The sequence below is a fragment of the Agromyces ramosus genome (assembly GCF_030817175.1).
Classification (GTDB): Bacteria; Actinomycetota; Actinomycetes; order Actinomycetales; family Microbacteriaceae; genus Agromyces; species Agromyces ramosus_A.
Genome location: NZ_JAUSYY010000001.1, coordinates 879,424 through 904,871 on the forward strand (window position 1 = coordinate 879,424; position 25,448 = coordinate 904,871).

Annotated in this window: 21 protein-coding genes; 9 read left to right on the plus strand and 12 right to left on the minus strand. The window is 70.1% G+C overall.

Annotated elements, in window-relative coordinates:
* Positions 1-31: 31 nt before the first annotated feature.
* Together rpoC and rpoB are read right to left on the minus strand one after the other, a co-directional pair.
* Complete coding sequence (gene rpoC, locus QFZ26_RS04235) at positions 32-3,928, minus strand: DNA-directed RNA polymerase subunit beta' (protein WP_307039557.1); 3,897 nt, start codon at positions 3,926-3,928, stop codon at positions 32-34.
* Positions 3,929-3,972: 44 nt separating this feature from the next.
* Positions 3,973-7,464, minus strand: a complete 3,492-nt coding sequence (gene rpoB, locus QFZ26_RS04240; RefSeq protein WP_307039559.1) for a DNA-directed RNA polymerase subunit beta — start codon at positions 7,462-7,464, stop codon at positions 3,973-3,975.
* Between the two features lie 318 nt (positions 7,465-7,782).
* Here rpoB and QFZ26_RS04245 point away from each other — a divergent pair, with 318 nt between their 5' ends.
* Together QFZ26_RS04245 and QFZ26_RS04250 are read left to right on the plus strand one after the other, a co-directional pair.
* Positions 7,783-8,547, plus strand: coding sequence for a spermidine synthase (locus tag QFZ26_RS04245; RefSeq protein WP_307039561.1), 765 nt, complete (start codon positions 7,783-7,785; stop codon positions 8,545-8,547).
* A 36-nt stretch (positions 8,548-8,583) separates the two neighbouring features.
* Positions 8,584-9,459 (plus strand): spermidine synthase, encoded by an 876-nt coding sequence (locus QFZ26_RS04250; protein WP_307039563.1) that lies wholly within the window; start codon positions 8,584-8,586, stop codon positions 9,457-9,459.
* Positions 9,460-9,474: 15 nt separating this feature from the next.
* Here the strand turns inward: QFZ26_RS04250 and QFZ26_RS04255 are convergent, their stop codons facing one another.
* The 4 genes from QFZ26_RS04255 to QFZ26_RS04270 form a co-directional block, all read right to left on the minus strand.
* Positions 9,475-11,130 (minus strand): glycoside hydrolase family 10 protein, encoded by a 1,656-nt coding sequence (locus QFZ26_RS04255; protein ID WP_307039565.1) that lies wholly within the window; start codon positions 11,128-11,130, stop codon positions 9,475-9,477.
* Between the two features lie 80 nt (positions 11,131-11,210).
* Positions 11,211-12,071 carry a 5-oxoprolinase subunit C family protein gene (locus tag QFZ26_RS04260; RefSeq protein WP_307039566.1) on the minus strand — a complete coding sequence of 287 codons (861 nt, stop codon included), beginning with the start codon at positions 12,069-12,071 and terminating at the stop codon, positions 11,211-11,213.
* Positions 12,068-12,700, minus strand: a complete 633-nt coding sequence (locus QFZ26_RS04265) for a 5-oxoprolinase subunit B family protein (RefSeq protein WP_307039568.1) — start codon at positions 12,698-12,700, stop codon at positions 12,068-12,070. Before QFZ26_RS04265 ends, QFZ26_RS04260 begins: the two co-directional genes overlap by 4 nt.
* A complete protein-coding gene (locus tag QFZ26_RS04270; RefSeq protein ID WP_307039571.1) occupies positions 12,697-13,458 on the minus strand; it encodes a LamB/YcsF family protein in 762 nt (253 codons plus the stop codon). The genes QFZ26_RS04265 and QFZ26_RS04270 overlap by 4 nt, the downstream gene beginning before the upstream one ends.
* Positions 13,459-13,538: 80 nt before the next feature.
* Between QFZ26_RS04270 and QFZ26_RS04275 the strand changes: the two genes are divergently transcribed.
* The 3 genes from QFZ26_RS04275 to QFZ26_RS04285 all read left to right on the plus strand — a co-directional run bounded on the left by QFZ26_RS04275 (position 13,539) and on the right by QFZ26_RS04285 (position 15,890).
* Complete coding sequence (locus QFZ26_RS04275) at positions 13,539-14,687, plus strand: PQQ-dependent sugar dehydrogenase (RefSeq protein WP_307039573.1); 1,149 nt, start codon at positions 13,539-13,541, stop codon at positions 14,685-14,687.
* Positions 14,688-14,751: 64 nt separating this feature from the next.
* The gene (locus QFZ26_RS04280; protein WP_307039575.1) at positions 14,752-15,249 is read left to right on the plus strand and encodes a SprT-like domain-containing protein; all 498 of its coding nucleotides are present in this window, start codon (positions 14,752-14,754) and stop codon (positions 15,247-15,249) included.
* 29 nt (positions 15,250-15,278) lie between these two features.
* Positions 15,279-15,890: a CGNR zinc finger domain-containing protein gene (locus tag QFZ26_RS04285; RefSeq protein WP_307039577.1), complete on the plus strand. Its 612-nt coding sequence runs from the start codon at positions 15,279-15,281 to the stop codon at positions 15,888-15,890.
* Between the two features lie 30 nt (positions 15,891-15,920).
* Here QFZ26_RS04285 and QFZ26_RS04290 read toward each other — a convergent pair whose 3' ends face one another.
* From QFZ26_RS04290 to QFZ26_RS04310, 5 genes are read right to left on the minus strand one after another with little or no spacing between them, the layout of a single operon-like run.
* A complete protein-coding gene (locus QFZ26_RS04290; RefSeq protein ID WP_307039579.1) occupies positions 15,921-16,517 on the minus strand; it encodes a 2-phosphosulfolactate phosphatase in 597 nt (198 codons plus the stop codon).
* A gap of 23 nt (positions 16,518-16,540) precedes the next feature.
* The gene (locus tag QFZ26_RS04295) at positions 16,541-17,440 is read right to left on the minus strand and encodes a carbohydrate ABC transporter permease (protein ID WP_307039581.1); all 900 of its coding nucleotides are present in this window, start codon (positions 17,438-17,440) and stop codon (positions 16,541-16,543) included.
* Positions 17,440-18,381 (minus strand): carbohydrate ABC transporter permease, encoded by a 942-nt coding sequence (locus QFZ26_RS04300; RefSeq protein WP_307039583.1) that lies wholly within the window; start codon positions 18,379-18,381, stop codon positions 17,440-17,442. The genes QFZ26_RS04295 and QFZ26_RS04300 overlap by 1 nt, the downstream gene beginning before the upstream one ends.
* 22 nt (positions 18,382-18,403) lie before the next feature.
* Positions 18,404-19,690, minus strand: a complete 1,287-nt coding sequence (locus tag QFZ26_RS04305) for an ABC transporter substrate-binding protein (RefSeq protein ID WP_307039585.1) — start codon at positions 19,688-19,690, stop codon at positions 18,404-18,406.
* A complete protein-coding gene (locus tag QFZ26_RS04310) occupies positions 19,687-20,694 on the minus strand; it encodes an N-acetylmuramic acid 6-phosphate etherase (RefSeq protein WP_307039587.1) in 1,008 nt (335 codons plus the stop codon). The genes QFZ26_RS04305 and QFZ26_RS04310 overlap by 4 nt, the downstream gene beginning before the upstream one ends.
* A gap of 126 nt (positions 20,695-20,820) precedes the next feature.
* Between QFZ26_RS04310 and QFZ26_RS04315 the strand changes: the two genes are divergently transcribed.
* Together QFZ26_RS04315 and QFZ26_RS04320 are read left to right on the plus strand one after the other, a co-directional pair.
* On the plus strand, positions 20,821-21,906 hold the full coding sequence (locus QFZ26_RS04315) for a serine hydrolase domain-containing protein (RefSeq protein WP_307039589.1): 1,086 nt from the start codon (positions 20,821-20,823) through the stop codon (positions 21,904-21,906).
* Positions 21,903-22,781, plus strand: a complete 879-nt coding sequence (locus tag QFZ26_RS04320; protein ID WP_307039591.1) for a MurR/RpiR family transcriptional regulator — start codon at positions 21,903-21,905, stop codon at positions 22,779-22,781. Before QFZ26_RS04315 ends, QFZ26_RS04320 begins: the two co-directional genes overlap by 4 nt.
* A gap of 6 nt (positions 22,782-22,787) precedes the next feature.
* On the opposite strand, the gene QFZ26_RS04325 is transcribed toward QFZ26_RS04320, so the two are convergent.
* Entirely contained in the window at positions 22,788-24,047 is a 1,260-nt protein-coding gene (locus QFZ26_RS04325) for a hypothetical protein (RefSeq protein WP_307039594.1), read from the minus strand.
* A gap of 100 nt (positions 24,048-24,147) precedes the next feature.
* Between QFZ26_RS04325 and QFZ26_RS04330 the strand changes: the two genes are divergently transcribed.
* Positions 24,148-24,678 carry a hypothetical protein gene (locus QFZ26_RS04330; protein ID WP_307039596.1) on the plus strand — a complete coding sequence of 177 codons (531 nt, stop codon included), beginning with the start codon at positions 24,148-24,150 and terminating at the stop codon, positions 24,676-24,678.
* Complete coding sequence (locus tag QFZ26_RS04335; protein WP_307039598.1) at positions 24,675-25,304, plus strand: DUF1684 domain-containing protein; 630 nt, start codon at positions 24,675-24,677, stop codon at positions 25,302-25,304. The genes QFZ26_RS04330 and QFZ26_RS04335 overlap by 4 nt, the downstream gene beginning before the upstream one ends.
* The last annotated feature ends 144 nt before the right edge of the window (positions 25,305-25,448 follow it).

The following is a 25,448-nucleotide window of genomic DNA, read 5'->3' on the forward strand; positions in this document are numbered from 1 at the left end:
TCGCTCCGGGGCCCTTCGTGCGTGTCGGCGACTAGCTGTAGTTGCCGGGGGTGAAGTCGTCGCTCGAGAATGCGTCGAAGTCGACGAAGCTCAGGTCACCCTCGGTGAAGGCCGCGTCGTCGGTGAAGATGCGGTTCGGGTAACGCTCCGCCTTCGCCTCCTCGGTGGCCTCGACCGCGACGTTCCGGTAACGGCCGAGGCCGGTACCCGCCGGGATGAGCTTGCCGATGATGACGTTCTCCTTGAGGCCGACGAGCGGGTCGGACTTGCCCTCCATGGCGGCCTGCGTGAGCACGCGGGTCGTCTCCTGGAAGGACGCGGCCGACAGCCACGACTCGGTCGCGAGGGAGGCCTTGGTGATACCCATGACCTCCTGGCGGGCCGAGGCGGTCTTCTTGCCCTCGGTCAGCGTCGCGCGGTTGATGTCGTTGTACTTCAGGCGGTCGACGAGCTCACCGGGCAGCAGGTCGGTGTCGCCGTGGTCGACGACGGTGACCTTGCGCAGCATCTGGCGCACGATGACCTCGATGTGCTTGTCGTGGATCGGCACGCCCTGCGAGCGGTACACGTCCTGGACGCCGTTCACGAGGTGCTTCTGCACTTCGCGCACGCCCTTGACCCGGAGGACTTCCTTCGGGTCGACGGTGCCGACGATCAGCTGCTGGCCGAGGTCGACGTGCTGGCCGTCTTCCACGAGCAGCGTCGAACGCTTGAGCACGTTGTACGCGATCGGCTCGTCGCCGTTGTCGGGCGTGAGGATGACCTTGCGCTGCTTGTCGGTCTCGTCGATCGTGACGCGACCGGCGGCCTCGACGATGGGCGACGCACCCTTGGGGGTGCGAGCCTCGAAGAGCTCCTGCACGCGGGGAAGACCCTGCGTGATGTCGTCGGCCGAGGCCGAACCACCGGTGTGGAAGGTACGCATCGTGAGCTGCGTGCCGGGCTCACCGATCGACTGGGCCGCGATGATGCCGACGGCCTCGCCGATGTCGACGAGCTTGCCGGTCGCGAGCGAACGGCCGTAGCACCGCGCGCAGACGCCGACTGCGGACTCGCACGTGAGGACCGAGCGCACCTTGATCGACTCGACGCCCGCGGCGAGGAGCTCGTTGATGAGCACATCGCCGACGTCGGAACCGGCCTCGGCCACGACCTTGCCCTTCGCGTCGACGGCGTCAGCCGCGAGGCTGCGCGCGTACACGGCGTTCTCGACGTTCGGGTCGCGCACGAGCGCGCCCGTGGCATCCGTCGTCGCGATCGGCAGGTCGAGACCCTTGTTCGTGCCGCAGTCGTCTTCGCGGATGATGACATCCTGCGAGACGTCGACGAGACGACGCGTGAGGTAACCCGAGTCGGCCGTACGGAGGGCCGTGTCGGCCAGACCCTTGCGGGCACCGTGCGTCGCGATGAAGTACTCGGCGACCGAGAGGCCCTCGCGGTAGCTCGAGATGATCGGGCGAGGGATGATCTCACCCTTCGGGTTGTTCACGAGGCCTCGCATGCCGGCGATGTTGCGCACCTGCAGCCAGTTACCACGAGCACCCGACGTCACCATGCGGTTGATGGTGTTGTCGATCGGGAAGTTGTCCTGCATGGCACGGGCGACCTCGTCGGTGGCCTTCGTCCAGATCTGGATGAGCTCCTGGCGGCGCTCGAGGTCGGTCGTGAGACCCTTCTCGAACTGCGATGTCACCTTCGCGGCCTGCTTCTCGTACTTCGAGACGATCTCCGCCTTGTTGGGCGGCGTCAGGATGTCGGAGAGTGCGACGGTCACGCCGGAACGGGTCGCCCAGCGGAAGCCGGCGTCCTTGATCCGGTCGAGGGTCGCGGCGACCTCGGTCTTCGGGTAGCGCTCGGCGAGGTCGTTGACGATCTCGGAGATCTGCGACTTGCCGGCCTGCTCGTTGACGTACGGGTAGTCGACCGGCAGCGCCTCGTTGAAGAGGGCACGGCCGAGCGTCGTCTCGAGGATGAACGGCTTGCCCTGAACGAAGCCCTCGGGGGCCTGGCCCTCGGCGAAGTGCAGCCCCTCGAGGCGGATCTTCACCGTGGCGTTCAGGTCGAGCGCGATCTCACCCGGACGGTTCTGGTCGAACGCGAGGATGGCCTCGGAGATCGACGAGAACGCGCGACCCTCGCCGGCTGCGCCGGGCTTGTGGGTCGTGAGGTGGTGCAGGCCGATGATCATGTCCTGCGTGGGCAGGGTCACCGGGCGGCCGTCGGACGGCTTCAGGATGTTGTTCGAGGCGAGCATCAGGATGCGCGCCTCGGCCTGCGCCTCCACCGAGAGGGGAAGGTGCACGGCCATCTGGTCGCCGTCGAAGTCCGCGTTGAACGCGGCACACACGAGCGGGTGGAGCTGGATCGCCTTGCCCTCGACGAGCTGCGGCTCGAAGGCCTGGATGCCGAGACGGTGCAGCGTGGGCGCACGGTTCAGCAGCACCGGGCGCTCGCGGATGATCTCCTCGAGCACGTCCCAGACCTGCGGGCGCGAACGCTCGACCATGCGCTTGGCGGCCTTGATGTTCTGAGCGTGGCTCAGGTCGATGAGGCGCTTGATCACGAACGGCTTGAAGAGCTCGAGCGCCATCTGCTTGGGCAGACCGCACTGGTGCAGCTTCAGCTGCGGGCCGACGACGATGACCGAACGGCCCGAGTAGTCGACGCGCTTGCCGAGCAGGTTCTGGCGGAAACGACCCTGCTTGCCCTTGAGCATGTCGCTCAGGGACTTGAGGGCGCGGTTGCCGGTACCGGTGACCGGGCGGCCACGACGACCGTTGTCGAACAGCGCGTCAACGGCCTCCTGGAGCATCCGCTTCTCGTTGTTCACGATGATCTCGGGAGCCCCGAGGTCGAGCAGGCGACGAAGGCGGTTGTTGCGGTTGATCACACGACGGTAGAGGTCGTTGAGGTCGGAGGTCGCGAAGCGGCCACCGTCGAGCTGCACCATCGGCCGGAGCTCCGGCGGGATCACGGGCACCACGTCGAGCACCATCGCAGCCGGCGAGTTGCCGGTCTGCAGGAAGGAGCTGACGACGCGGAGCCGCTTGATCGCGCGGATCTTCTTCTGGCCCTTGCCCTCGGCGATCTGCAGGCGCAGGTCTTCCGCCTCGGCGGCCAGGTCGAACGCCTCGAGGCGCTTCTTGATGGCCTCGGCGCCCATGTAGGCGTCGAAGTACATGCCGAAGCGGTCCTGGAGCTCGTGGAAGACGGAGTCTTCGGGCTTCAGGTCGCCGACCTTGAGGGTGCGGAAGTCCTCCCACACGCGCTCGAGGTGCGCGATCTGCTCGTCGGCCGACTTGCGGACGCCGGTCATCTCCTTGTCGGCCGCAGCCTCGGCGCGCTTCTTCTGGTCGCTCTTCGCGCCTTCGGCCTCGAGCGTCTCGAGCTCGGTCTCCTTGCGCTTCATGAGCTCGGCGATGCGGGCGTCGCGCTGGTCGCCGATGGTCTTGATCTCGAGGCGGAGCTCGTTCTCAAGGCCGGGCATGTCGGCGTGACGACCCTCGTCGTCGACGTCGATCACCATGTATGCGGCGAAGTAGATGACCTTCTCGAGGTCCTTCGGCGCCATGTCCAGCAGGTAGCCGAGGCGGCTGGGCACACCCTTGAAGTACCAGATGTGCGTGACCGGGGCGGCGAGCTCGATGTGGCCCATGCGCTCACGGCGCACGGAGGACTTGGTGACCTCCACGCCGCATCGCTCACAGACGATGCCCTTGAAGCGCACGCGCTTGTACTTGCCGCACGCGCACTCCCAGTCGCGGCTCGGGCCGAAGATCTGCTCGCCGAACAGACCGTCCTTCTCGGGCTTCAGGGTGCGGTAGTTGATGGTTTCAGGCTTCTTGACCTCACCGTAGGACCACTTGCGGATGTCCTCTGCGGTGGCCAGGCCGATGCGAAGCTCGTCAAAAGTCGTTGCGTCGAGCAATTTCTCTCCTTGGAAAGTCTCTGGAATCGTCTACTGGCCTGGGCTTAGATCTCGTCGATGTTCGACGATTCGAAGCGAGCGGAGATGTTGATGCCGAGCTCTTCCGCAGCGCGGAAGGCCTCGTCGTCGGTGTCGCGGAGCGAGACCGCGGTGCCGTCGGCCGAGAGGACCTCGACGTTCAGGCAGAGCGACTGCATCTCCTTCATCAGCACCTTGAACGACTCGGGGATGCCGGGCTCCTGGATGTTCTCGCCCTTGACGATCGCCTCGTAGACCTTGACGCGGCCGAGGATGTCGTCGGACTTGATCGTGAGGAGCTCCTGCAGCGCGTACGCCGCGCCGTAGGCCTGGAGCGCCCAGACCTCCATCTCACCGAATCGCTGACCACCGAACTGCGCCTTACCACCGAGCGGCTGCTGGGTGATCATCGAGTACGGGCCCGTCGAACGCGCGTGGATCTTGTCGTCGACGAGGTGGTGCAGCTTCAGGATGTACATGTAGCCGACCGAGACCGGGTACGGGAACGGCTCGCCGGAGCGGCCGTCGTAGAGCTGCGTCTTGCCGCTCGAGTCGATGAGCCGCTCGCCGTCGCGGTTGGGGAGGGTCGAGTCGAGCAGACCCGCGATCTCCTCCTCGAGGGCGCCGTCGAACACCGGGGTCGCGACCTTGGTGCCGGGCGCGGCCTCGTGGGCGTCCTTCGGGAGCTTCTTGGCCCACGCCGGGTTGCCCTCGACCTTCCAGCCCTGCTTCGCGACCCACCCGAGGTGGGTCTCGAGCACCTGGCCGAAGTTCATGCGGCCGGGGATGCCGAGCGGGTTCAGGATGACGTCGACCGGAGTGCCGTCGGCGAGGAACGGCATGTCCTCGACCGGCAGGATCTTCGAGATGACGCCCTTGTTGCCGTGGCGGCCGGCGAGCTTGTCGCCCTCGGTGATCTTGCGCTTCTGGGCGATGTAGACGACCACGCGCTGGTTGACGCCCGAGCCGAGCTCGTCGTCACCGTCTTGCGAGTCGAACACCTTGACGGCGATGATCGTGCCCTGCTCACCGTGGGGAACCTTCAGCGAGGTGTCGCGAACCTCACGGCTCTTCTCGTTGAAGATCGCACGGAGCAGGCGCTCTTCGGCGGAGAGCTCGGTCTCACCCTTCGGCGTGACCTTGCCGACGAGGATGTCGCCGGGGCGCACCTCGGCACCGATGCGGATGATGCCGCGCTCGTCGAGGTCGGCGAGCAGGTCGGGGCTGACGTTCGGGAGGTCACGGGTGATCTCCTCCTTGCCGAGCTTCGTGTCGCGCGCGTCGACCTCGTACTCCTCGATGTGGATCGACGAGAGCACGTCGTCCTTCACGAGGTTCTGGCTGAGGATGATCGCGTCCTCGAAGTTGTGACCCTCCCACGGCATGAACGCCACGAGGAGGTTCTTGCCGAGCGCGAGCTCGCCGTTGTCGGTCGCAGGACCGTCGGCGACGACCTCGCCGACCTCGATGCGGTCGCCCGCACTCACGAGCACGCGGTTGTTGTAGCTCGTGCCCTGGTTGGAGCGGTCGAACTTGCGGAGGAAGTAGGTCTGCGTGCCGCCCTCGTCGAGCTGCACCGTGACCGAGTCGGCCGAGACCTCGGCGACGACGCCCGCCTTGTCGGCGGTGATCACGTCACCGGCGTCGACCGCGGCGTAGCCCTCCATGCCCGTGCCGACGAACGGCGAGTCGCTGCGGAGCAGCGGCACAGCCTGACGCTGCATGTTCGCACCCATGAGGGCGCGGTTCGCGTCGTCGTGCTCGAGGAACGGGATGAGCGAGGTCGCAACCGACACCATCTGGCGCGGCGAGACGTCCATGTAGCCGATCTCACTCGCGGGGAAGAGGTCGACCTCGCCGCCCTTCTTGCGGGCGAGCACGCGCTCCTCCTGGAAGTGACCGTCGGCCTTCAGCGGCGCGTTGGCCTGGGCGACGATGTAGTCCTCTTCCTCCATCGCGGTGAGGTAGTCGATCTGCTCGGTGACCTTGCCGTTGACGACCTTGCGGTACGGCGTCTCGATGAAGCCGAACGAGTTGATGCGCGCGAAGGACGCGAGCGAACCGATCAGGCCGATGTTCGGGCCTTCCGGGGTCTCGATCGGGCACATGCGGCCGTAGTGCGAGGGGTGGACGTCTCGAACCTCGACGCCGGCGCGGTCTCGCGAGAGACCGCCCGGGCCGAGCGCCGAGAGGCGGCGCTTGTGGGTCAGGCCCGCGAGCGGGTTGTTCTGGTCCATGAACTGCGACAGCTGCGAGGTGCCGAAGAACTCCTTGATCGCGGCGACGACGGGTCGCACGTTGATCAGGGTCTGCGGGGTGATCGCCTCGATGTCCTGCGTCGTCATGCGCTCACGCACGACGCGCTCCATCCGGCTGAGGCCGGTGCGCACCTGGTTCTGGATGAGCTCGCCGACCGCGCGGATGCGACGGTTGCCGAAGTTGTCGATGTCGTCGACGTCGAGGCGCAGCTCGACCGCCTTGCCGCCGCGGCGGCCGGGAAGGGTCGCGCGCTCGTCGTGGAGGGCGACGAGGTACTTGATCGTGGCCACGATGTCTTGCACCGTGAGCACCGAGTCGGTGAGGGGCGCCTCGAGGCCGAGCTTGTTGTTGATCTTGTACCGGCCGACCTTGGCGAGGTCGTAGCGCTTCGGGTTGAAGTAGAAGTTGTCGAGGAGCGCACGCGCGGCCTCGGCGGCAACCTGCTCGCCCGGACGGAGCTTGCGGTAGATGTCCTTGAGGGCTTCTTCCTTCGTGAGGATGTTGTCCTTCTCGAGGGTGAGCGCGATCGACTCGTAGCCGGCGAACTCCTCGAGGATCTCTTCACTCGTGAGGCCGAGCGCCTTCAGGAAGACGGTGACCGACTGCTTGCGTTTGCGGTCGATGCGAACGCCGACCTGGTCGCGCTTGTCGATCTCGAACTCGAGCCAGGCACCGCGGCTCGGGATGACGCGAGCCGAGTAGATGTCCTTGTCGGAGGTCTTCTCGGGCGTGCGCTCGAAGTAGACGCCCGGCGAACGCACGAGCTGGGACACGACGACACGCTCGGTGCCGTTGATGACGAAGGTGCCCTTCGGGGTCATGAGCGGGAAGTCGCCCATGAAGACGGTCTGCGTCTTGATCTCACCCGTGAGGTGGTTCATGAACTCCGCGTTCACGTAGAGGGGTGCGGAGTAGGTCTTGGACTTCTCCTTGCACTCGTCGATCGTGTACTTCGGAGGCTCGAGCTCGGGGTTGGTGAACGAGAGCTGCATCGTCTCGCCGAGGTCTTCGATGGGAGAGATCTCCTCGAAGATCTCCTCGAGCCCGGTGGTCTCGGGCAGGTCTTGCCGTCCGGTCGCCTTGCCGTCAGCGACACGAGCCTTCCACGCATCGTTGCCGACGAGCCAGTCGAAGCTCTCGGTCTGCAATGCGAGGAGGTCGGGTACGGTGAGGGTGTCGGTGACCTTCGCGAAGGAGAGGCGGCTTGCACCGCGTCCGTTCTTGGGGGTGGGCGTGGTCGCGTTGCGCGCAGCAGCCAAGTGAGTATCCTCCATGGGCCCCGTCGGGCCCGGTTCACTGTCGGTAGCGGAGAGTGGTACCCCTCAGACGAAGTGCGGGTGCCGGAGACCGAAAGGTCTCGACACGCACGGAGCCGACCGCAATATGAAGGCATGGTGGGTCTGGGAGCGCAAAGGTTAACTATATGTCTCCAGACGCGCCATGTCCAGTCGATTCTTGACCTCGTCGCAGATCTCGGGTATAACCCAGCTTCACGGTGCCGCCGGAGCCCCGGAACCGGGCATCCAGGGCGATGTCCTCACTCGCAGGCCGCACCTCGCTCGTGCCACGATGCAGGCATGGCGCAGCCCCGCATCGAGTTCGAGACCGACGTGTTCTCGCCGAGCGGGCTCACCCTGCTCGTCCAGGGTGCGGCGCAATCGCACGTCGATCCCGGTGACCCCACGCGCCTCTTCTTCGAGTACACCCGCCGCATCGGTCACGTGATCGATGCGATGCGGTTGCCGGGCTCGCCGCTCCGGGTGCTGCACCTCGGCGGAGGCGCGCTGACCCTTCCCCGGTACGTGGAGGCCACGCGCCCGGGTTCGGCACAGGTCGTCGTCGAGCTCGACCGCGAGCTCCTCGAGGTGGTGCTCGACCGCCTGCCACTGCCGGCCGCAGCGGAGGTCGAGGTGATCGTCGGCGACGCGGCATCCGTCATCGGCGACCTCGCGGCCGCCGGCACCTCCTTCGACCTCGTCGTCATCGACCTCTATGCGCGACTCGAGGCGCCGGCCTTCGTCGACACCCGCGAGTTCATGGCCGGATGCCTCGCGCTCGTCGCTCCCGGCGGCGTGCTCGTCGCGAACGTGGCCGATGCGGCCGGACTCGAGCGTTTGCGGGCGCAGGCGCGCGCGGTCGCCCGCGCGGCTCCGTCGGCCGAGCTGCTCGTCGCGGGCGACCCATCGGTGCTGTCGGGCACCGAGGAGGGCAACGCGGTGCTCGTGGCCGCCCCCGACGGGGTCCCGAAGCACCTCGTGCAGCGGCTCCGGGAGCACGGGCCGCACCCCGCCGAGGTGCTCGAACGCGAACGGCTCGACTTCGTGCTCTGGGATGCCTGCTGAGCGGAGGCGGCGAGCGCGGCGGGTAGCGTGGCATCCGTGCCAGAACTCGATCGGCCGGACCTCGAACGCCGCCTCGCCGCGAGCGGCCACCTCGCGCGCCTCGAGGAGTCCAGGCAGGTGCCCGGGTCGTGGACCCTCTACGTCGACGGCACGCCGCAATCGCATGTCGAGCTCGATCGGCCCGACTGGCTCGGCTTCGAGTACGTGCGCCGCATCGGCCACGCCGTCGATCTCGTGCGGCCCGAAGGGCAGCCGATCACGGCGGTGCACCTCGGCGGCGGCGCGCTGACCCTGCCGCGGTACGTCGCGGTGACCCGGCCGGGCTCGCGCCAGCAGGTCGTCGAGCTGGAGTCAGAACTCGTGGAGCTCGTGCGCGAGCACCTGCCGCTCCCCCGCGGCGCGCAGGTGCGGGTGCGGCACGGCGACGCCCGCGAGGTGCTCGCGAAGCTGCCCGGCGGCCTCGACGGCGCCGTCGACCTCGCCGTGGTCGACATCTTCTCGGGCGCGCGCACGCCCGCGCACGTCACGAGCGCCGAGTTCTACGGGCTGCTCGTGCCGCGCCTCGCGCCGGGCGGCATCGTCGCCGTCAACGTCGCCGACGGTGCGGGGCTCGCGTTCGCGCGCTCGCAGGCGGCGACGCTCTCGCACGTCTTCGCGCACGTCGCGATCGCCGCCGACACCTCGATGCTGAAGGGACGCCGGTTCGGCAACGTCGTCATGTACGCCTCGCGCGACGAGCTGCCGTTCGCGGGCCTGCCGCGGCGCCTCGCGAGCGACCCCGCGCCGGCGAAGCTCGTCGACGGCGACGAGCTTCGCCGGTTCATCGCGGGTGCCCCCGTCGTGACCGATGCCACGGCGGTGCCGTCGCCGCCGCCCGCCCGATCGGTGTTCCTCACCAAGCCGGGCGGCTGAGGGGCATCCTCGTCGCTACTCGGTGACGCGCACGCCGCTCGGCGCGGTCTCGTTCCAGACCCGGTCGAGCGCGGTCACCGCGTAGGTGTAGACCGCACCCGGCTCGGCCGTCTCGTCGACGAACCGCTGCACGACTCCCGGCGCGGCGCGGCGCGTGGCCATGAGGTTCGCGGCGTTCTCGACGTCGATCGCGTCGGCGCGGCCGTCGACCCGGTAGATCGCGAACGAGGTCGCGCGCGAAGTCGGCGGTGCGGCATCCGACCACTTCACCGTGACCCCGCCCGCGCCGTGCACGGCGTTCGCGAGCACGGGCGTGCGCAGCGAGCCCGCCGGCAGCCAGGGCATGGCCGGCACGATCGCCGGGCGCGAGTAGTGGTCGGCGCGCACGAGTGACATCGAGCCCTGCGGGTCGGCGGGCACGTGCTTGGCCGAGAAGTACACGTTGCCGTGCACGGGCGCACGGGTCGCATCGATGTCGCGGTCGAACGTGAGGTGCTTCGAGAGCTCGGCGGGGTCGGTGAAGACGCCGGAGGTCACCTTGTAGAGGGCCTCGCCGATGTAGAGGTGCGTCCCGGATGCCTCGGCGACATCGGCCCACCAGGGCACGAGCTTCGCGTAATCGGCGACCGCGAGTCCGAACTGCCAGTAGATCTGCGGGTTGATGTAGTCGAGCCAGCCCTCGAGCACCCACTTGCGGGTGTCGGCGAACTGCAGGTCGTACGACTGCGAGCCGCCGGTCTCCGACCCGAGCGGGTCGGTCGCCTTGTTGCGCCAGATGCCGAATGGGCTGATGCCGAACTTCACCCAGGGCTTCAGCGCCTTGATGCGCTCGGAGACGGAGTGCACGAAGGTGTCGACGTTGTTGCGCCGCCAATCGGCGACGTTCGCGAACCCGGCGCCGTGCGCGGCGTAGGTCGCGGCATCCGGAATCGTCTGGCCGGCGACGGGATAGGGATAGAAGTAGTCGTCGAAGTGCACGCCGTCGAGGTCGTAGTGCTCGACCGAGTGCAGGATCGCCTGCTGGATGTGCTCCTGCACCTCGGGCAGTCCGGGGTCGAAGTAGAGCTTGCCACCGTACGCCCAGATCCACTCGGGATGCACGCGGGCGGGGTGCTCGGGGACGAGCTTCGACGGGTCGGCGCCCATCGAGACGCGGTAGGGGTTGTACCAGGCGTGCAGTTCGAGGTTGCGGCGGTGCGCCTCCTCGACGATGAAGGCGAGCGGGTCGTAGCCCGGGTCCTGGCCCTGCACGCCCGTGAGGTACTGCGACCAGGGCTCGAGCGGACTCGGCCAGAACGCGTCGGCGGTCGGGCGCACCTGCACGAACACGGCGTTCAGGTTGAACTGCTCGGCGACGTCGAGCCAGTGCAGGAACTCGGCCTGCTGGTCGGCGGCGCTGAGTCCGGTGCGCGAGGGCCAGTCGATGTTCACGACCGACGAGATCCACATGGCGCGCAGTTCGCGCTTTCGAGGGGCGAGGGCGGCGGATGCCCCGACGGCGTCACCGGTCGCCGCGAACGCCGGGCTCGGGCTGAGCGTGCCGATCGTGACCGTGAACGCGGATGCCGCGGCGCCGGCGACGGCGAGGGTGATGAAGCCGCGCCGGTCGAGCGCGGGGGCGGAAGCGGGGTCGCGCGGCTGACGGTCGTGCGGCGTGCGGTCGAGGGGCATCGTCGATCCTCCTGGTCGGTCCGTTTTGGAAGATACTTCCACAGCGCGTGCGATCTGTGAAGAGTTACTTCCAAAGTCGATCAGGCGTGCCGGAAGCGCACCGGCTGCCCGGGTCGCAATTGCGCGACCGCATCGAGCGAGGCGGACGCCACGACCGCGATGACGGGGTAGCCGCCCGTCACCGGACGGTCGGCGAGCAGGATCGTCGGCTGTCCGCCACCGGCGACCTGGATCGAGCCCGGCACCGTCGCCTCGCTCACGAGCTCGCCCGCGATGCGCCGTTCGAGCGGCGGGCCGTCGAGCCGCGCCCCGATGCGGTCGGCCTGCTCGGAGAGGCGCCACTCGGTCTCGAAGAGGTTCGCGTGCGCGGCATCCGTGAACCAGTCGGCCCGCGGACCTGGAAGCAGCGCGATGGCCACCGCGCCGGCGGGCGGCGGGAAGGCCGCCTCCTGGTCGAGCAGGGGCACGGATGCCTCGGGCTCGTCGCCGATCGCGAGCACCTGTGCGGCGGCGATCGGCTCGGGGCCGAGGCCCGCGAGCGTGTCCCGCGAACGCGAGCCCAGCACCGCTGGCACGTCGATGCCGCCACGCACGGCGAGCACGTAGCGGATGCCGCGCTCGGCGAGGTCGATCTCGAGCACCGCGCCGTCGCGCCCACGCGCCGCCGTGTACGGCGCGATCGCACGCCCGTCGAGGCGCACGCTCCCCCAGGCGCCGGTCACCGCGAACCACGTCTCACCCTCGAAGCGGGCGCGGAACCCGCCGACGAGGAGCTCGAGGGCCGCCGCGCCGTCGGCGTTGCCGACGAGCCGGTTCGCGAGCGTGAGCGCGCCACGGTCGAGGGCGCCGGATGCCGCGACGCCGAGGTTCGCGAACCCGGGTCGTCCGAGGTCCTCGACGAGGGCGAGCGCCCCGGGCTGCTCGACGTGGAGCCGGTTCATCCGGTGCCGATCGCCTCGAAGCGCACCCGGCGGCCCGGCATGAGCAGCGCGGGCGGATCGGACTCGGGATCCCACAGCGCCGCGTCGGTGCGCCCGATGAGGCGCCAGCCGCCGGGGCTCGGGCGCGGGTACACGCCGCCGAACGCGCCGGCGACCGCGACCGAGCCGGCGGGCACCCGAGTGCGCGGCGCGTCGAGCCTCGGCACCTCGAACGGCCAGTCGTCGCTCACGAGGTAGCCGAACCCCGGCGCGAAGCCGATGAAGGCGACCCGCCACTCGGCCGCCTGGTGCCGCGCGGCGAGCGCCTCGGTCGAGACGCCGAGCAGCGCGGCGGTCTGGTGGAGGTCGTCGCCGTCGTAGACCACGGGGATCGTGACCTCGTCGGCCGTTCGCCCCGCGATGCGCGAGCCGGCCTCGGCGGGGACGCGCCGCACCCAGGTCGCGGCGGATTCGAGCGGCAGGCGTTCGGGGTCGACCGCAACGAGGATGGTGCGCGCGGCGGGAACGAGCTCGATCACCCCGGGCCGCGGATCCGCGGCGAGCGCGTCGTGCAGTGCGAGCACCTCTTCGAGCGAGTCGCACTCGACGAGCACCGCCGCCTCGCCGCTCGGCAGCAGCCGACGGCTCATGCGAACGCCTCGATCGCGATGCCGGCGCCCTCGAGCGAACGGCGCACAGCGGTGGCGATGGCCACGGCGCCGGGGGTGTCGCCGTGCAGGCACAGCGAATCGGGGGCGAGGTCGACGCGGCTGCCGTCGTCGGCGGTGATGCCGCCGGTCTCGGCGAGCTCGAGGGCGCGGTCGGATGCCGCGGCGGGATCATCGATCACGGCGCCCGGCTCGCCGCGGGGCACGAGCGACCCGTCGGCGGCGTAGCCGCGATCGACGAAGGCCTCACGCGCGAATCGGAGGCCCGTGGCATCCGCCGCCCGCTCGAGCGCGCTGGCCGGCAGGCCCAGCAGCGGCAGCATGGGGTCGTAGGCGGCGACCGCCTCGGCGAACGCGTGCGCCGCCGATTCGTCGACGGCCAGACGGTGGTAGAGGGCGCCGTGCGCCTTCACATGACGCACGCGGGTGCCGGCCCCGCGGGCCGCGCCATCGAGCGCACCGAGCTGCACGAGGAGCTCGGCGGCGAGCTCGTCGGGACTCGTGTCGAGCGCACGCCGGCCGAAGCCCGCGAGGTCGCGATAACCGGGATGCGCGCCGAGCGCCACCCCGTGCCGGGCAGCGAGGCGGGCGCTCGCGAGCATCGTCGCGGGGTCGCCGGCGTGGAAGCCGCACGCGACGTTCGCACTCGAGACCAGGGCGAACATCGCCTCGTCGTCGCCGAGCCGCCACGCGCCGAACGACTCGCCGAGGTCGCTGTTGAGGTCGATCGCGGGGCGCATCCTCCCATTCTGCCGTTCCGGCGCGCACACTGGTGTCGGGAGGTCCGATGCGGGAGGCAGGCGGCGCGACGCATCGCGCAATGTCGCGGCACGCGGCATCCGTCGCGCTCCTCTCCGTGCTCGTGCTCGCCGGCTGCACGACGCCCCTGCCGCTGCCCACCCCGACCCCGCTGCCGACGACGGATGCCGCGCGCACCTCCACCCCTGCGACTCCCACGCCACCGCCGGCGGTGCTGCAGCCTGCGGGCGCCCCGGCCGTCATCGCGTCGGGTCTCGATGCGCCGTGGTCGATCCTGCGACTGCCCGGCGGCGGCGTGCTCGTGAGCGAGCGTGACACGGGCGACATCGTGGAAGTGCTCGGCGACGGCTCGCTCCGCGTCGCGGGCACGGTGCCCGGCGTCGCGCCCGGCGGCGAGGGCGGTCTGCTCGGGCTCGCGTTCCGGCCCGGCGACGGGGCGCAGCCCGACCGCGTCTACGCGTATCACACCGCGGCATCCGACAATCGGATCGTGCGGATGCCGCTCACGGGCGCTCCCGGCTCGCTCGGCCTCGGTGCGCCGGAACCGGTGCTCACCGGCATCGCCCGAGCCGGCAACCACAACGGCGGGCGCATCGCCTTCGGTCCCGACGGGTTCCTCTACGCCACCGCGGGTGACGCGGGCAACCGTGATGCCGCACAGGACCCGACCTCGCTCTCGGGCAAGCTCCTGCGGATGACGCCCGACGGCGCGGCCGCCCCCGGCAACCCCTTCGGCAACCTCGTCTGGTCGCTCGGCCATCGCAACCCTCAGGGCATCGCGTGGGATGCGACCGGGCAGCTGTGGGCGGCCGAGTTCGGGCAGAACACCTGGGACGAGCTCAACCGCATCGAGCGCGGCGGCAACTACGGCTGGCCGGTCGTCGAGGGTGCCGCCGGCGACGCGCGCTTCATCGACCCGGTGCAGCAATGGCGCACCGACGAGGCGAGTCCCAGCGGGCTCGCGATCGTCGGCGACACCCTGTTCCTCGCGGCACTGCGCGGTGAACGCCTCTGGAGCATCGCTCCCGCCACCTCGGGCGCTCCGATCGCGGTGACCCCGTGGTTCGCGGGCGAGCTCGGCCGGCTCCGTGACGTGACCGCCGGACCCGATGGCGAGCTGTGGTTCATCGGCAACAACACCGACGGGCGGGGCGCACCGCGCGACGGCGACGACCGGCTGTACCGGGTGCCGCTCGCGCCGGCCGGGTGAACCTCCCGTTCGGGGGTGGCGCGGTCCGCCCACCGTGTGGGCGCGCGGCGCTATTCTCGATCCCATGGCGGATCTCGTTCGCGTGCGGCGGTGGGCAGAGGCGCTCATCGCACTCCACCTCGACCCCGCCACGTGGTCGTTCGAGTTCGACAACGCGAAGAAGCGCGCGGGGCTCTGCAACTACACCGAACGGCGCATCTCGGTGTCGCGGTACCTCGCGGCGAGGTACGACGACGACGAGGTCCACCAGATCCTGCTGCACGAGGTCGCGCACGCGATCGCGGGGCCGCGCGCCGGACACGGCGCCAAGTGGGCGTCCATCGCGTCGGAGCTCGGGTTCGTCGGCAATCGCACGCACGACGGCGAGGTCGCGCATGAGCTCGCGCCCTGGGTCGGCCGTTGTCCGGCCGGGCATGAGCACTTCCGCTACCGTGAACCGAGCCGTCCGCTGAGTTGCGGGCTCTGCCGGCGCGGCTTCGACCAGGCGAACCTCATCGTGTGGCGCCGGCGCGAGATCACCGCGGCGGTGCGACGACGGGCCGCGAGCGCCGCTGCCGGCTGAGCTCATCCGTAACCGGCTAGGGTGGTTGCATGCCCGTCTCCACCGTGTCCATCCCCGTCGGACAGTGGTTCGACTCGAACGAGGGCGTTCGCTGGTGGTTCGACTCCGGCTCGTTCGCACTCGACTTCGCGTACACCGGCACGATCGGCGGGATTCACGCCGAAGACCAGCTGCACACGCCCGACGACCTCACGACGTGGACTCGCGAGCGCTTCCCCGTGCCGGTCGGCGCCGCTCGTTCGCGTGACCTCTTCGACGCCGTCGCGCTGCGCGACACGATCGCCCGCCTCGCCGTCGGGCGCAGTCTCGGCGAGGAGGCGCGGCCCTCCGATCTCGATCTCGTGAACCTCTATGCGGCAACCCCCGACATCCCGCCGTCGCTCCCGGGCGGAACCCGGCAGGCGGGCCGGTCGGTGCAGACCGTGTCGCAGGCGCTCTCCACGATCGCTCGAGACGCCGTCGACCTGTTCTCGGTCTCGAACGCCGACCGCATCCGCACCTGCTCGGGGGGCGACTGCGAGGTGGTCTACCTCGACACGTCGCGGGCGGCGAGCCGCCGTTGGTGCTCGATGCAACGCTGCGGCAACCGCGCCAAGGTGCGTGCGCACCGGGCACGCCGGGCGGTGCAGTCGGCCGCCTGAACACGCGCCGTCGGCAGCGCCACGGGCAGGTCAGCTGACGGATGCCCCGCGCACCTGCGACGCGGTGCGCACGACCCGGGCTTCGCCGCTCGAATCGAGCGATGCGGCCGCGTGCAACTCGCCCGTTCCGACGCCGGCCGCGGCCGCCGCACGGCCCGACGCCGACGCCGACGTGAGATGGCGCACCGCCCGCCGCAGGCCGCCGAACGCCGCAGCAGCGACCGCCGCCTCGGGTGAGGTGTCGTCGATGCCGAGCGCGGCGAGCGCGTCGATCACGGCGCCGGCACCGAGCAGGTCGTCGGCTGCGAACCCGGCATCGGCGTCGCCGGCGGCGAGGATCGCGAGGTAGGCACGGCGGCCGAGGCGCTCCTGCTCGGCGAGGATCCAGCGGGCGGTCGCGGTCGCGTCGACGAGACCCGCGACGAGCACCGCGGCATCGGCGGGCACGCGTTCGAACAGGCCCGTGGGAAGACCCGTCGCCGCGGCATCCGGAATCGCGGCATCGCGAATGACGTCGACCCACACCACGACATCGGCGCCGCCCGCGATGCGGGCCGCCCCGCGCACTCCCCAGTCGAAACGCACCTGGTACTTGGATTGGCCGAACGCCTCGCTCGATTCACTCACCGCAGCAGAGTATCCGCTCGTCGCTACTTGCTCATGCCCGCGGTCAGCCCCGAGACGATCTGTTTCGTCGCGATGAGGAAGAGCACCACGAGCGGGATCGTCGCGAGGGTCAGCCCCGCGAAGAGGGTCGCCCAGTCGGTCTGGTACTCGCCGAAGAACCGGGTGATGCCGACGGGCAGCGTGTACGCGTCCTGGTCGCGGATGAGGATCAGCGGGTAGAAGAAGTCGTTCCAGACCGGCACGAAGCGGAACACGATGACCGTGGCGATCGCGGGCTTCACGAGTGGCAGGTGCACACGCCAGAACGTCGCGAACGGGCCGGCACCGTCGAGGCGGGCGGCCTCGTCGAGCTCGATCGGCAGCTGGCGGAAGAAGCTCGCGAGCACGAACGTCGAGAACGGGATGCCGAGCGCACCGTAGACGAGGATCAGGCTCCAGAGGTTGCTCACCATGCCGAGGCTGTCGAGCAGGAAGAACAGCGGCAGGATCGCGAGGAACACCGGCAGCATGAGCCCCGAGAGGAACGTCGCCTCGAGCACGCCGAACAGCTTCGACCTCGTGCGGGCGAACGCGTAGGCGGCGAGCAGTGACACCGCGGTCGAGAGCAGCACCGAGGCGACCGTCACGAAGATCGAGTTGAAGAAGTACGTGTCGAACGACGCCGTGATCCAGGCCTTCTGGTAGCTCGCGAAGTTCGGCGGCAGCGGAAGGCCGATCGGGTTCTGCGCCATGTCCTGCGTGGTGCGCAGCGAGTTCGACACCATGAGCAGCAGCGGCGAGATCGAGATGACCGCGTAGATCCAGAGGAACGTCGATGAGGCGACGCCGCCGAACGTGACGGGCTTGCGACGACGAGAGTCGCGGCCCGGCGCGGGATGCCTCGGGCCCGTGTCGACGGCCGGAGGAGAGGTGAGCACGGTCATCAGTAGAGCCGCCGTTCCGCACGTCGCATCAGCCAGGTGATGAGCATCGAGACTCCGAAGATGAAGAGGAAGAGGAGGGTCGCGATCGCCGAGGAGGTGCCGATCGCGTTGGAGGAGCCCGACTCGAACGCCGTGCGATAGAAGAGGAGGCTCAGCACGTCGGTCGCGCCGGCCGGACTGCCTTGGGAGCCGCCGAGGGCGTACGGGATCGGGAACGCCTCCATGGCGCCGATGAACGTGAGCACGCTCACCGTGCCGATCGCGGGCACGAGCATCGGCAGCGTGATGGAGCGGAAGCGCTGCCAGGGCCCGGCGCCGTCGAGCGAGGCAGCCTCGTCGATCTCCTCGGGGATGCCGCCGAGCGCCGCTCCGTAGAGCAGCACCGGGAAGCCGATCCACTGCCAGGCGGTGACGATCACGACGACCCAGATCGCCGTCGCGGGGTCGCCGAGCCACGGCTTCGCGAGATCGCCGAGGCCGATCGCCCGCAGCACCGAGTTCACCGGGCCGAAGAGCGGCGACAGCATGAGCGACCACAGGTAGCCGACCACGAGAGGTGAGACGAGGTAGGGCAGCGTGTACATCGTCTGGAAGAAGCGCTTGAAGCGCGACATCCGGTGCAGGAGCGTCGCGAGCCCGAGGCCGACCGTGTTCTGGAAGAACATCGCACCGGCGAACAGCAGCAGGTTGTGGAGGAAGGCGTTCGGGATGTCGGTGCTGAACGGCAGCTCGGTGAACAGCGCGACGTAGTTCTCGATGCCGGTGAAGCCGCCGCGAACGATGCCCGTCCATCCGAAGAAGGAGTAGCTGAGCGCCGTGAGCAGCGGATACAGGATGAAGACGGCGAACAGCACGAGGGCCGGGAGGACGAAGACCATGCCCGCCCGTCGCGACAGGGCGATGCCCGTGCGCGTGGTGCGGCGTGAGGTGATGGCGGACATGGTCCTCGTTCCTTCTACTCGGTCACTCGCCCGGGACGAACCACTGCGAGACGCCCGCCTGCAGGGCGCCGGCGACGCCGGCCGGGTCGGTCTGGCCGAGGAACATCTTCTGCACCTGCTCGCCGAGCACCGCGGTTCCCTGTGGCTCGCCGTAGCGGAAGTCCACGAGGAGCAGGTAGGGCGCCTGGCCGTCCTGGTAGTTGTCCCATGCCTCCTTCATGACCTCGTCGGAGTACTCCACGCCCGGGATCGCCGAGAACTGGTTGAGCTCGTCGGCGACGAGCTGGCCGAACTCGGGCGTCGCGAGCCAGTTGAGCAGCTCGAACGCGGCGTCCTTGTTCTCCGACTTCGAGTTCACGGCGAAGTTGCCGTCGGCGTAGGCGGGGCTCACGGGCGTCTCCGAGACGGCGTTCGGCGGCAGCGGCACCTGGTAGGAGCCGAGCTCCAGCTCGGGCGCCTGGGTGCGGAATGTCGCGATCTCGAACGAGCCGCCCGGGAACTGCGCCGCCTGCCCCGAGGTGAACTGGATCTGGCTGTCGGTGTAGCTCACGCCGACGACGTCGGGGGTGAGGTACTTCTGCATGTCCGCGACGATCTGCAGGGACTCGACGTAGTCGGGGTCTTCGAAGGTCGCCGAGCCATCGAGGATCTTCTCCTCGAAGGCGCTGCCGCCGTAGCGGGTGGAGCCGAAGATGTCCGAGAAGATCGGCAGCATCCAGGCATCCTTGGCGCCGAGGGCCATCGGCGTGACGCCCGCCGCGAGGAGGTCTTCGTTGAGCTCGATGAAGTCGTCCCACGTCTTCGGCACTTCGAGGTCGTGCTCCTCGAAGATGGCCTTGTTGTAGAAGACCTGCAGGGTCTGCGTCGCGAGCGGCACGGCGTAGAGCTTGCCGTCGGACTTGCCCTTCGCCCCGGCGAGCACGCTGGGGGCGATCTCGTCGACGCCGTCGACCTTGCCGTCGATGGGCTCGAGCTGGCCGGCCTCGATGTTCGGCTGCAGCTGGCCGTAGGCGCGCACCATCGGCACGTCGGGGCCATCGGAGCCGGCGAGCCCGGTCGTCAGGATCTGGTTGTACTCGGTGTTCTGGAACGCCTCGAACTCGACGGTGATGCCCGGGTGCGCCTCCTCGAACACGTCGAAGATCGAGTTGTACGCCTCGACGTCTTCGGTTCGCCACGACCAGACCTTGAGGGTCACCTCTTCGTCGCTCGTCTGGGATCCGCCGCTCGGCGCACTCGGTGCGCAGGCGCTCAGCACGAGCGCGGAGCCGAGGGCGGCCGCCGCGATCGTGAGTGTACGTCGCCTCATGTGTGTACTCCTTCGATGTGGGTGGTGGGGGTGGTGCCGGTGGGGGTGGTACCGGTGGTCCTGCCGTGATTCGTACCCAGCGCGGCGAGGGCGGCGCGTACCGAGGCGTCGTGAGCTGCGAGGGTGGCCCTGGCCTCGGATGCCGCGACGCCCGCGAGTCTCGCGACGAGCGCGGTCTTCAGGTCGCCGTCGGCATCGAGCAGCAGCTCGCGCGCCTCGTCGGGCTCCGCGCCGGTGGCGTCGGACAGGATGCGAACGGTGCGCCGGCGCAGCTTGTCGTTCGTGGCCACGACCGAGACCATGAGGTTGGACCAGGTGCGCCCGAGTGCGACCATCAGGGCGGTCGAGAAGCCGTTGAGCACGAGCTTCTGCGCCGTGGCGGCCTTGAGCCGCGTCGAGCCGGTGATCACCTCGGCCCCGGTCTCGAGCACGATGTTGCGGTCGACGTCAGGGCCGAAGGCCGAGTCGGGGTTGCACGAGACGAGGGCCGTGTAGGCGCCCGCCTCGCGTGCGGCGGCGAGCGCGCCGCCCACGTAGGGGGTGTTGCCGGATGCCGCGAGCGCGATGACGAGGTCGCGACCGGTGACGCCTGCTGCGGCGGCGCGGCCGGCCTCGATCGAGTCCTCCGCATCTTCGACCGCACGCACGAGGGCGGTCTCGCCTCCCGCGAGGTGCGCCACGACGACGCCTTCGTCGAGGTTGAAGGTGGGCAGGAGCTCGGCGGCGTCGAGCACGCCGAGACGGCCGGACGTGCCGGCGCCGAAGTAGTGCACCGAGCCGCCGTCGCGGACACGCCGGGTGGCGTGCTCGACGAGGTCGGCGAGTTCGGGCAGCACGCGGGCGACGGCGTCGACGGCGAGCCGGTCATGCACGTTCAGGAGTCGGAGGAGCTCTTCGGTCGTCGCGCCGTCGATGCCGATCGATGCGTCGAGTCGCTGCTCGGTCGGGGAGTTGTCGACCCCGTCGCGCGTCACACCATCGGCGTGGGAGGAGGAGAGAGCCATGGAGCGAGGGGTCCTTTGCAGCCTTCGATGAAGCGTGTTTCGACAGTATGAACAAAAATGTCGCATTATGGAAGATAGTTGGGGATTTTTTCCAGCGGTGACCGATCCCTGACGGGAGGGAACCGAATGCATCCGGTGGCAGGCATCCTGCAGGCAGGGTCGATGAACGCCCCGCCCGCGTTCTCAGGGGCCGTGGTGCTCGCGGCGGTCGACGGTGCGGTCGAGGTGCACGAGGTCGCGGGGCGCACGGTCGCGTGGGCCGACGCCGAGCGGCGAGTCACCGCGCACGGCGAGCCGGTCGATGCGGGCACCTACTTCGACCTCGCCTCGATCACGAAGGTGTTCACGGCAGCCGCGTTGCTCGCGGAACTCGACCGGCACGGGCAGGACGCCGAGTTCGCCGTTGCCGAGGTACTGCCTGAGTTCCGAGACGGTCCGGCGCGTGCGGTGACCGTGCGGCACCTGCTCACCCACACGGCCGGCTTCGCCGCCGAATGGCTCGACCGGCGACGCGACGCCGACAGCCGACGTCGATTCCGCATCACCCGGCCGATCGACGCACCGGGCGAGGTGCACCGGTACTCGTGCGTCGGCTACATCTGGGCGGGCCTCGCCGCCGAGGCGCTCTCGGGCCTGCCGCTCGACCACCTCATCGCCCGGCACGTCACCCGCCCGCTCGGGCTCGCCGACACCATGTTCCGGCCGCCCGCGGCACTCCGCTCGCGGATCGCCGCGACCGAGGTGCAGCACGAACCCGACCGCGGGCTCGTGCACGGCGAGGTGCACGACGAGACGGCCTGGGCGCTCGACGGGGCATCCGGCAATGCAGGACTCTTCTCGACCGCCGGCGACCTGCTCCGCGTCGCGGAGTTGTTCCGGAGCGGTGGTGCGGCAGACGGCGAGCAGGTGCTTCCGGCCTGGGTCGTCGAGGCGATGACGACGGCCGACCCGCGCGTCCCGAGCCCGACCGACGGTTATGGCCAGGCACTCGGCATGCGCGTCGACGAGGAGTGGATGGGCGGCCTCCGCGTGCCGGGGCACGCGGTCGGGCACACCGGCTTCACGGGCACGAGCATGGCGACCCAGCCGGGCGGCCGCCGGTCGCTAGTATTCCTAGCCAACCGGGTCCACCCGTCGAGGACCTCGACCGAGATCTTCGCGATGCGCCGATCCGTCGCCGACGCCGTCTCCATCGAAAGGGGGCCAGCATGACGAGCGACGTGTTCGTGGCACTCCGACAACGCATGCCCGCGCTCAGCAAGTCCGAACGGCACATCGCCGAGATGGTCATCGACGACCCCTCGATCGTCGTCGAGTCGACGATCACCCAGCTCGCCGAGCTGTGCGGGACGTCGCAGGCGAGCGTCGCCCGGTTCTGCCGCGCCACGGGCTTCGGCGGCTACAAGGAGTTCCGAATGGCCATCGCCGCGGCGCAGAGCCGCGAGGAAGCCGCGCAGGAGTTGTTCCGCGTCTCCGATGCCGAGATCGACCCCAACGACAGCGCCCTCGAACTCGTGACGAAGGTGGCGTACCAGGAGGTGCGCGCGATCGAGGAGACCGCCAGGAGCCTCGACCTCGTCGCGCTCGACGCGGTCGTCGCGGCGATCCGCACGGCTCCCCGCATCGAGATCTTCGGCGCGGGCTCGAGCGGCCTCACCGGCGAGGACCTGCACCAGAAGCTGCACCGCGTGGGATTCACGAGCTATTGCTGGGCCGATGCCCATCTCGCCCTCACCTCGCTCGCCCTTGCGCGCCCGGGCTGGGTCGCGGTCGGAATCTCGCACTCGGGCCTCACCGTCGAGACGAACCAGATGCTCGAGCTCGCCCGCTCGGGCGGCGCCACGACGGTCGCGATCACGAACTTCCCCGATTCGCCGCTCGGTGCGAACGCCGACCTCGTGCTCGCCACGTCGGCCCGCGAGTCGCGGTACCGCACGGGCGCGATGTCGAGCCGCCTCGCCCAGATGGCGCTCGTCGACTTCCTCGTCGTGCGGTTGCTGCAGGGCGACTTCGATCGCGCGAGCGACTCGCTGCGGCGCACCTACGACGCGGTGCAGGCGCACCGGCTCTCGGGCCGCGGCACCTGAGCCGGCTCAGTGCCCGAGTGCGTCGTACATCGCGAGTGCCTCGGCGTCGCTCGCGCGTGCCGCCGCGCGCCGCGCCGCGTCGAGGGCGGCGACCGGGTCGGGCTCCTGTCGCGCCATCACGAGCTGCCGCTGCGCCTCGGCGAGCCGAGTGCGCGCATCGGCCCCGACGACACCGCGCCCGCGCTCGATCGCGGCCTCGGCCACCCTGAGCTGACTCTCCGCGATCGCGATGGCGCCGCCCAAAGCCCCCCGGGCACCGTCGAGACGCTGCTGGGCGTTGCGCGCAGCCGCCCGAGCGACCTCGAGGCGATCACGACCGGCACGCAGTCGATCACGATCGGCGAATGGGTCGCCCGCGACATCCGACCGCGATGCCATGACCGCGGAGGCATCGCCGATCGCGACGCCCAGCGCGCTCGCGGCGTCGGGGTCGTCCTGCCGATCGCGTTCACCGCGCGCCGCCACCAGTTCAGCATCGAGTGCGGCGGCTTCGGCGGCGGCCTCCGACTGGGCGCCGGCGAGCGCCAGCTCGAACCTCTCGACCTCGGCGAGATCGCGGTCGGCCCGTTCGAGACGATCGGCCGCGATGCCGAGCAGGTCGGCAACGGGCTCCGAACGCGCGAGCTGGGCCCCGGCCTCGGCGAGCGCGGCGGTGCCATCGGCGAGCGCGGCATCGACACGGGTGACCGCCCCGCGGGCGGACTCGAGCGCCGAGGGCGCGAAGCGGCTTGCGAGGCGGGCGAGCATCGTCTCGGCCTCGACACGACGACGGCCGAGTCGCTCGGACTGCGCGCGGAGCGCGGGCAGGTCGGAGTGCGCGCCGCGTTCGGCGTGCCTGCGGGTCGCGAGCGCCGCCTCCGCTTCGCCGATCGACGCGAGCGCGGATCCGCACAGGTCCTCGATGCGCCCGCTCCACGTCCGTCGTTCGGCGGCGGTGTCGTGCTCGGCGTCGTCGAGGCGCTGCTGCAGGATGAACGCCTCTCGAAGGCTGCCCCGGGCGGCGACGACGGCAGTGCGCAACGCCTCTGCGGCTTCGGGGCCGAACTGCGCGTCGGCGAACGCGACCTCCCGCTCGGCCTCGCGCACGGCGTTGTCGGCCTGCACGATGAGGCCCTTCGCGCGCACCTCCCCGGCGCGTCCCTGCTCGAGGGCGCTCCGCTCACGTCGAGCACCGAGGCGGCGGAGGCCGACGAGCCCGCCGACGAGGGCGACCGCAGCGGCGGCGAACACGACGAGCGAGGGCAACCACCACAGTCCGTCGGGCATGTGCGGGAGTCTAGGCCGTGCCGACCACCCGCACCCGGACCGCACCTGTGAATCCGGGTGAGGGCTTGGCAGGGGCATCCGGCCGCCATACTCTCGGCTCATGCGAGTGCTCCTGAAACTCACGCTTGATTGCACGCCGGATGCCGCGTGGCGGGCGCTGCGCAGCCCCGCCGTGCTGCGCGAGGTCGTGGCGCCGTGGCTCGACTTCTCGTCGCTCGAAGACGGCGGACTGCCGACGGTCTGGCCCGAGGGGCAGCACCGCGTGCGCGCGCTCGCGTTCCGCCGATTCCCGGCAGGCGACGAGCTCGTCGACGTGAGCTACCCCGGCGGCCTGCCGACCGGGGTGCGGATGCTCCGCGACGGGGGCGGAGCGCTCACCGGCCCGCTCGCACTGTTCGAACGGTGGGACCATCGCATGGCCGTCTCCGCGCTGCCCGACGGCCGCACGCTGTATCGCGACCAGCTGCTCGCCCGCGCCGGCGCGCTCGACCTCGTCGCCTGGTACCCGACGTGGGCGTTCTGGCAGTGGCGGGGGATGCGGCTCAAGCAGCTTGCGCCGGGCTGGTCCTACGACCCGCCCGGCACCGCCGACGCCGCGGCGGCAACCGCCGGCAGCGGAGCTGCCGCGTGAGCAACACGATCGGCGCCCTCCAGCTGGCCGACTGGCGCCGACGAGTGTTCGGACTGTACGCGGGCGTCAGGCAGCTCAGCGTGCACGACCCTGCCGCGGGGCACGAGCTCTGGAAGTCGGCGCGCGACGAGCTCTTCGCGGGTCATCCGCAGTCGCCGCTCCTGCCCGACGACCGCGCGAACTTCACGGGCCTCACCGTGCCGCGCTACGATCCCGATTGGCGGTTCGAGCTCGAGGTGCGCCGGCCCGACGAGCCGGCCCGACTGACCGTCGACAGCGCGACCGACGGGCTCATCCCCTTCGCGCTCGTGGGCACGGTGCGGATCCCCTACCTCGGGACGCTCGACGTGTGGCGTCTCACGGGTTACGGCGGCGGTCTCTTCGTGCCCGTGAAGGACAAGCTCGCCGGTGCGCCCGGCGGAACTTACGGCGGCGGGCGGTACCTTCTCGACACCGTGAAGGGCGCCGACCTCGGGCAGGGCGCCGACGGCGACTCCCTCGTCGTCGACTTCAACTTCGCGTACAACCCCTCGTGCGCCTACGACCCGTCGTGGTCGTGCCCGCTCGCGCAGCCGGGCAACACGGTGCGTGAAGAGGTGCCGGTGGGCGAGCGGATGCCGCGCTGACGCACCCGGTGATGCGTCAGGCGCACACGGTGCGTACAAGCCCGGAGGGCGCGGATCAGCCCACTCAGGGTGCGCGCAGGCTGCGTCCGCTACACTGGAGTCTGGCGAGCGCGATGATTGCGCCGCCTGCGTCGTAGAAACGCT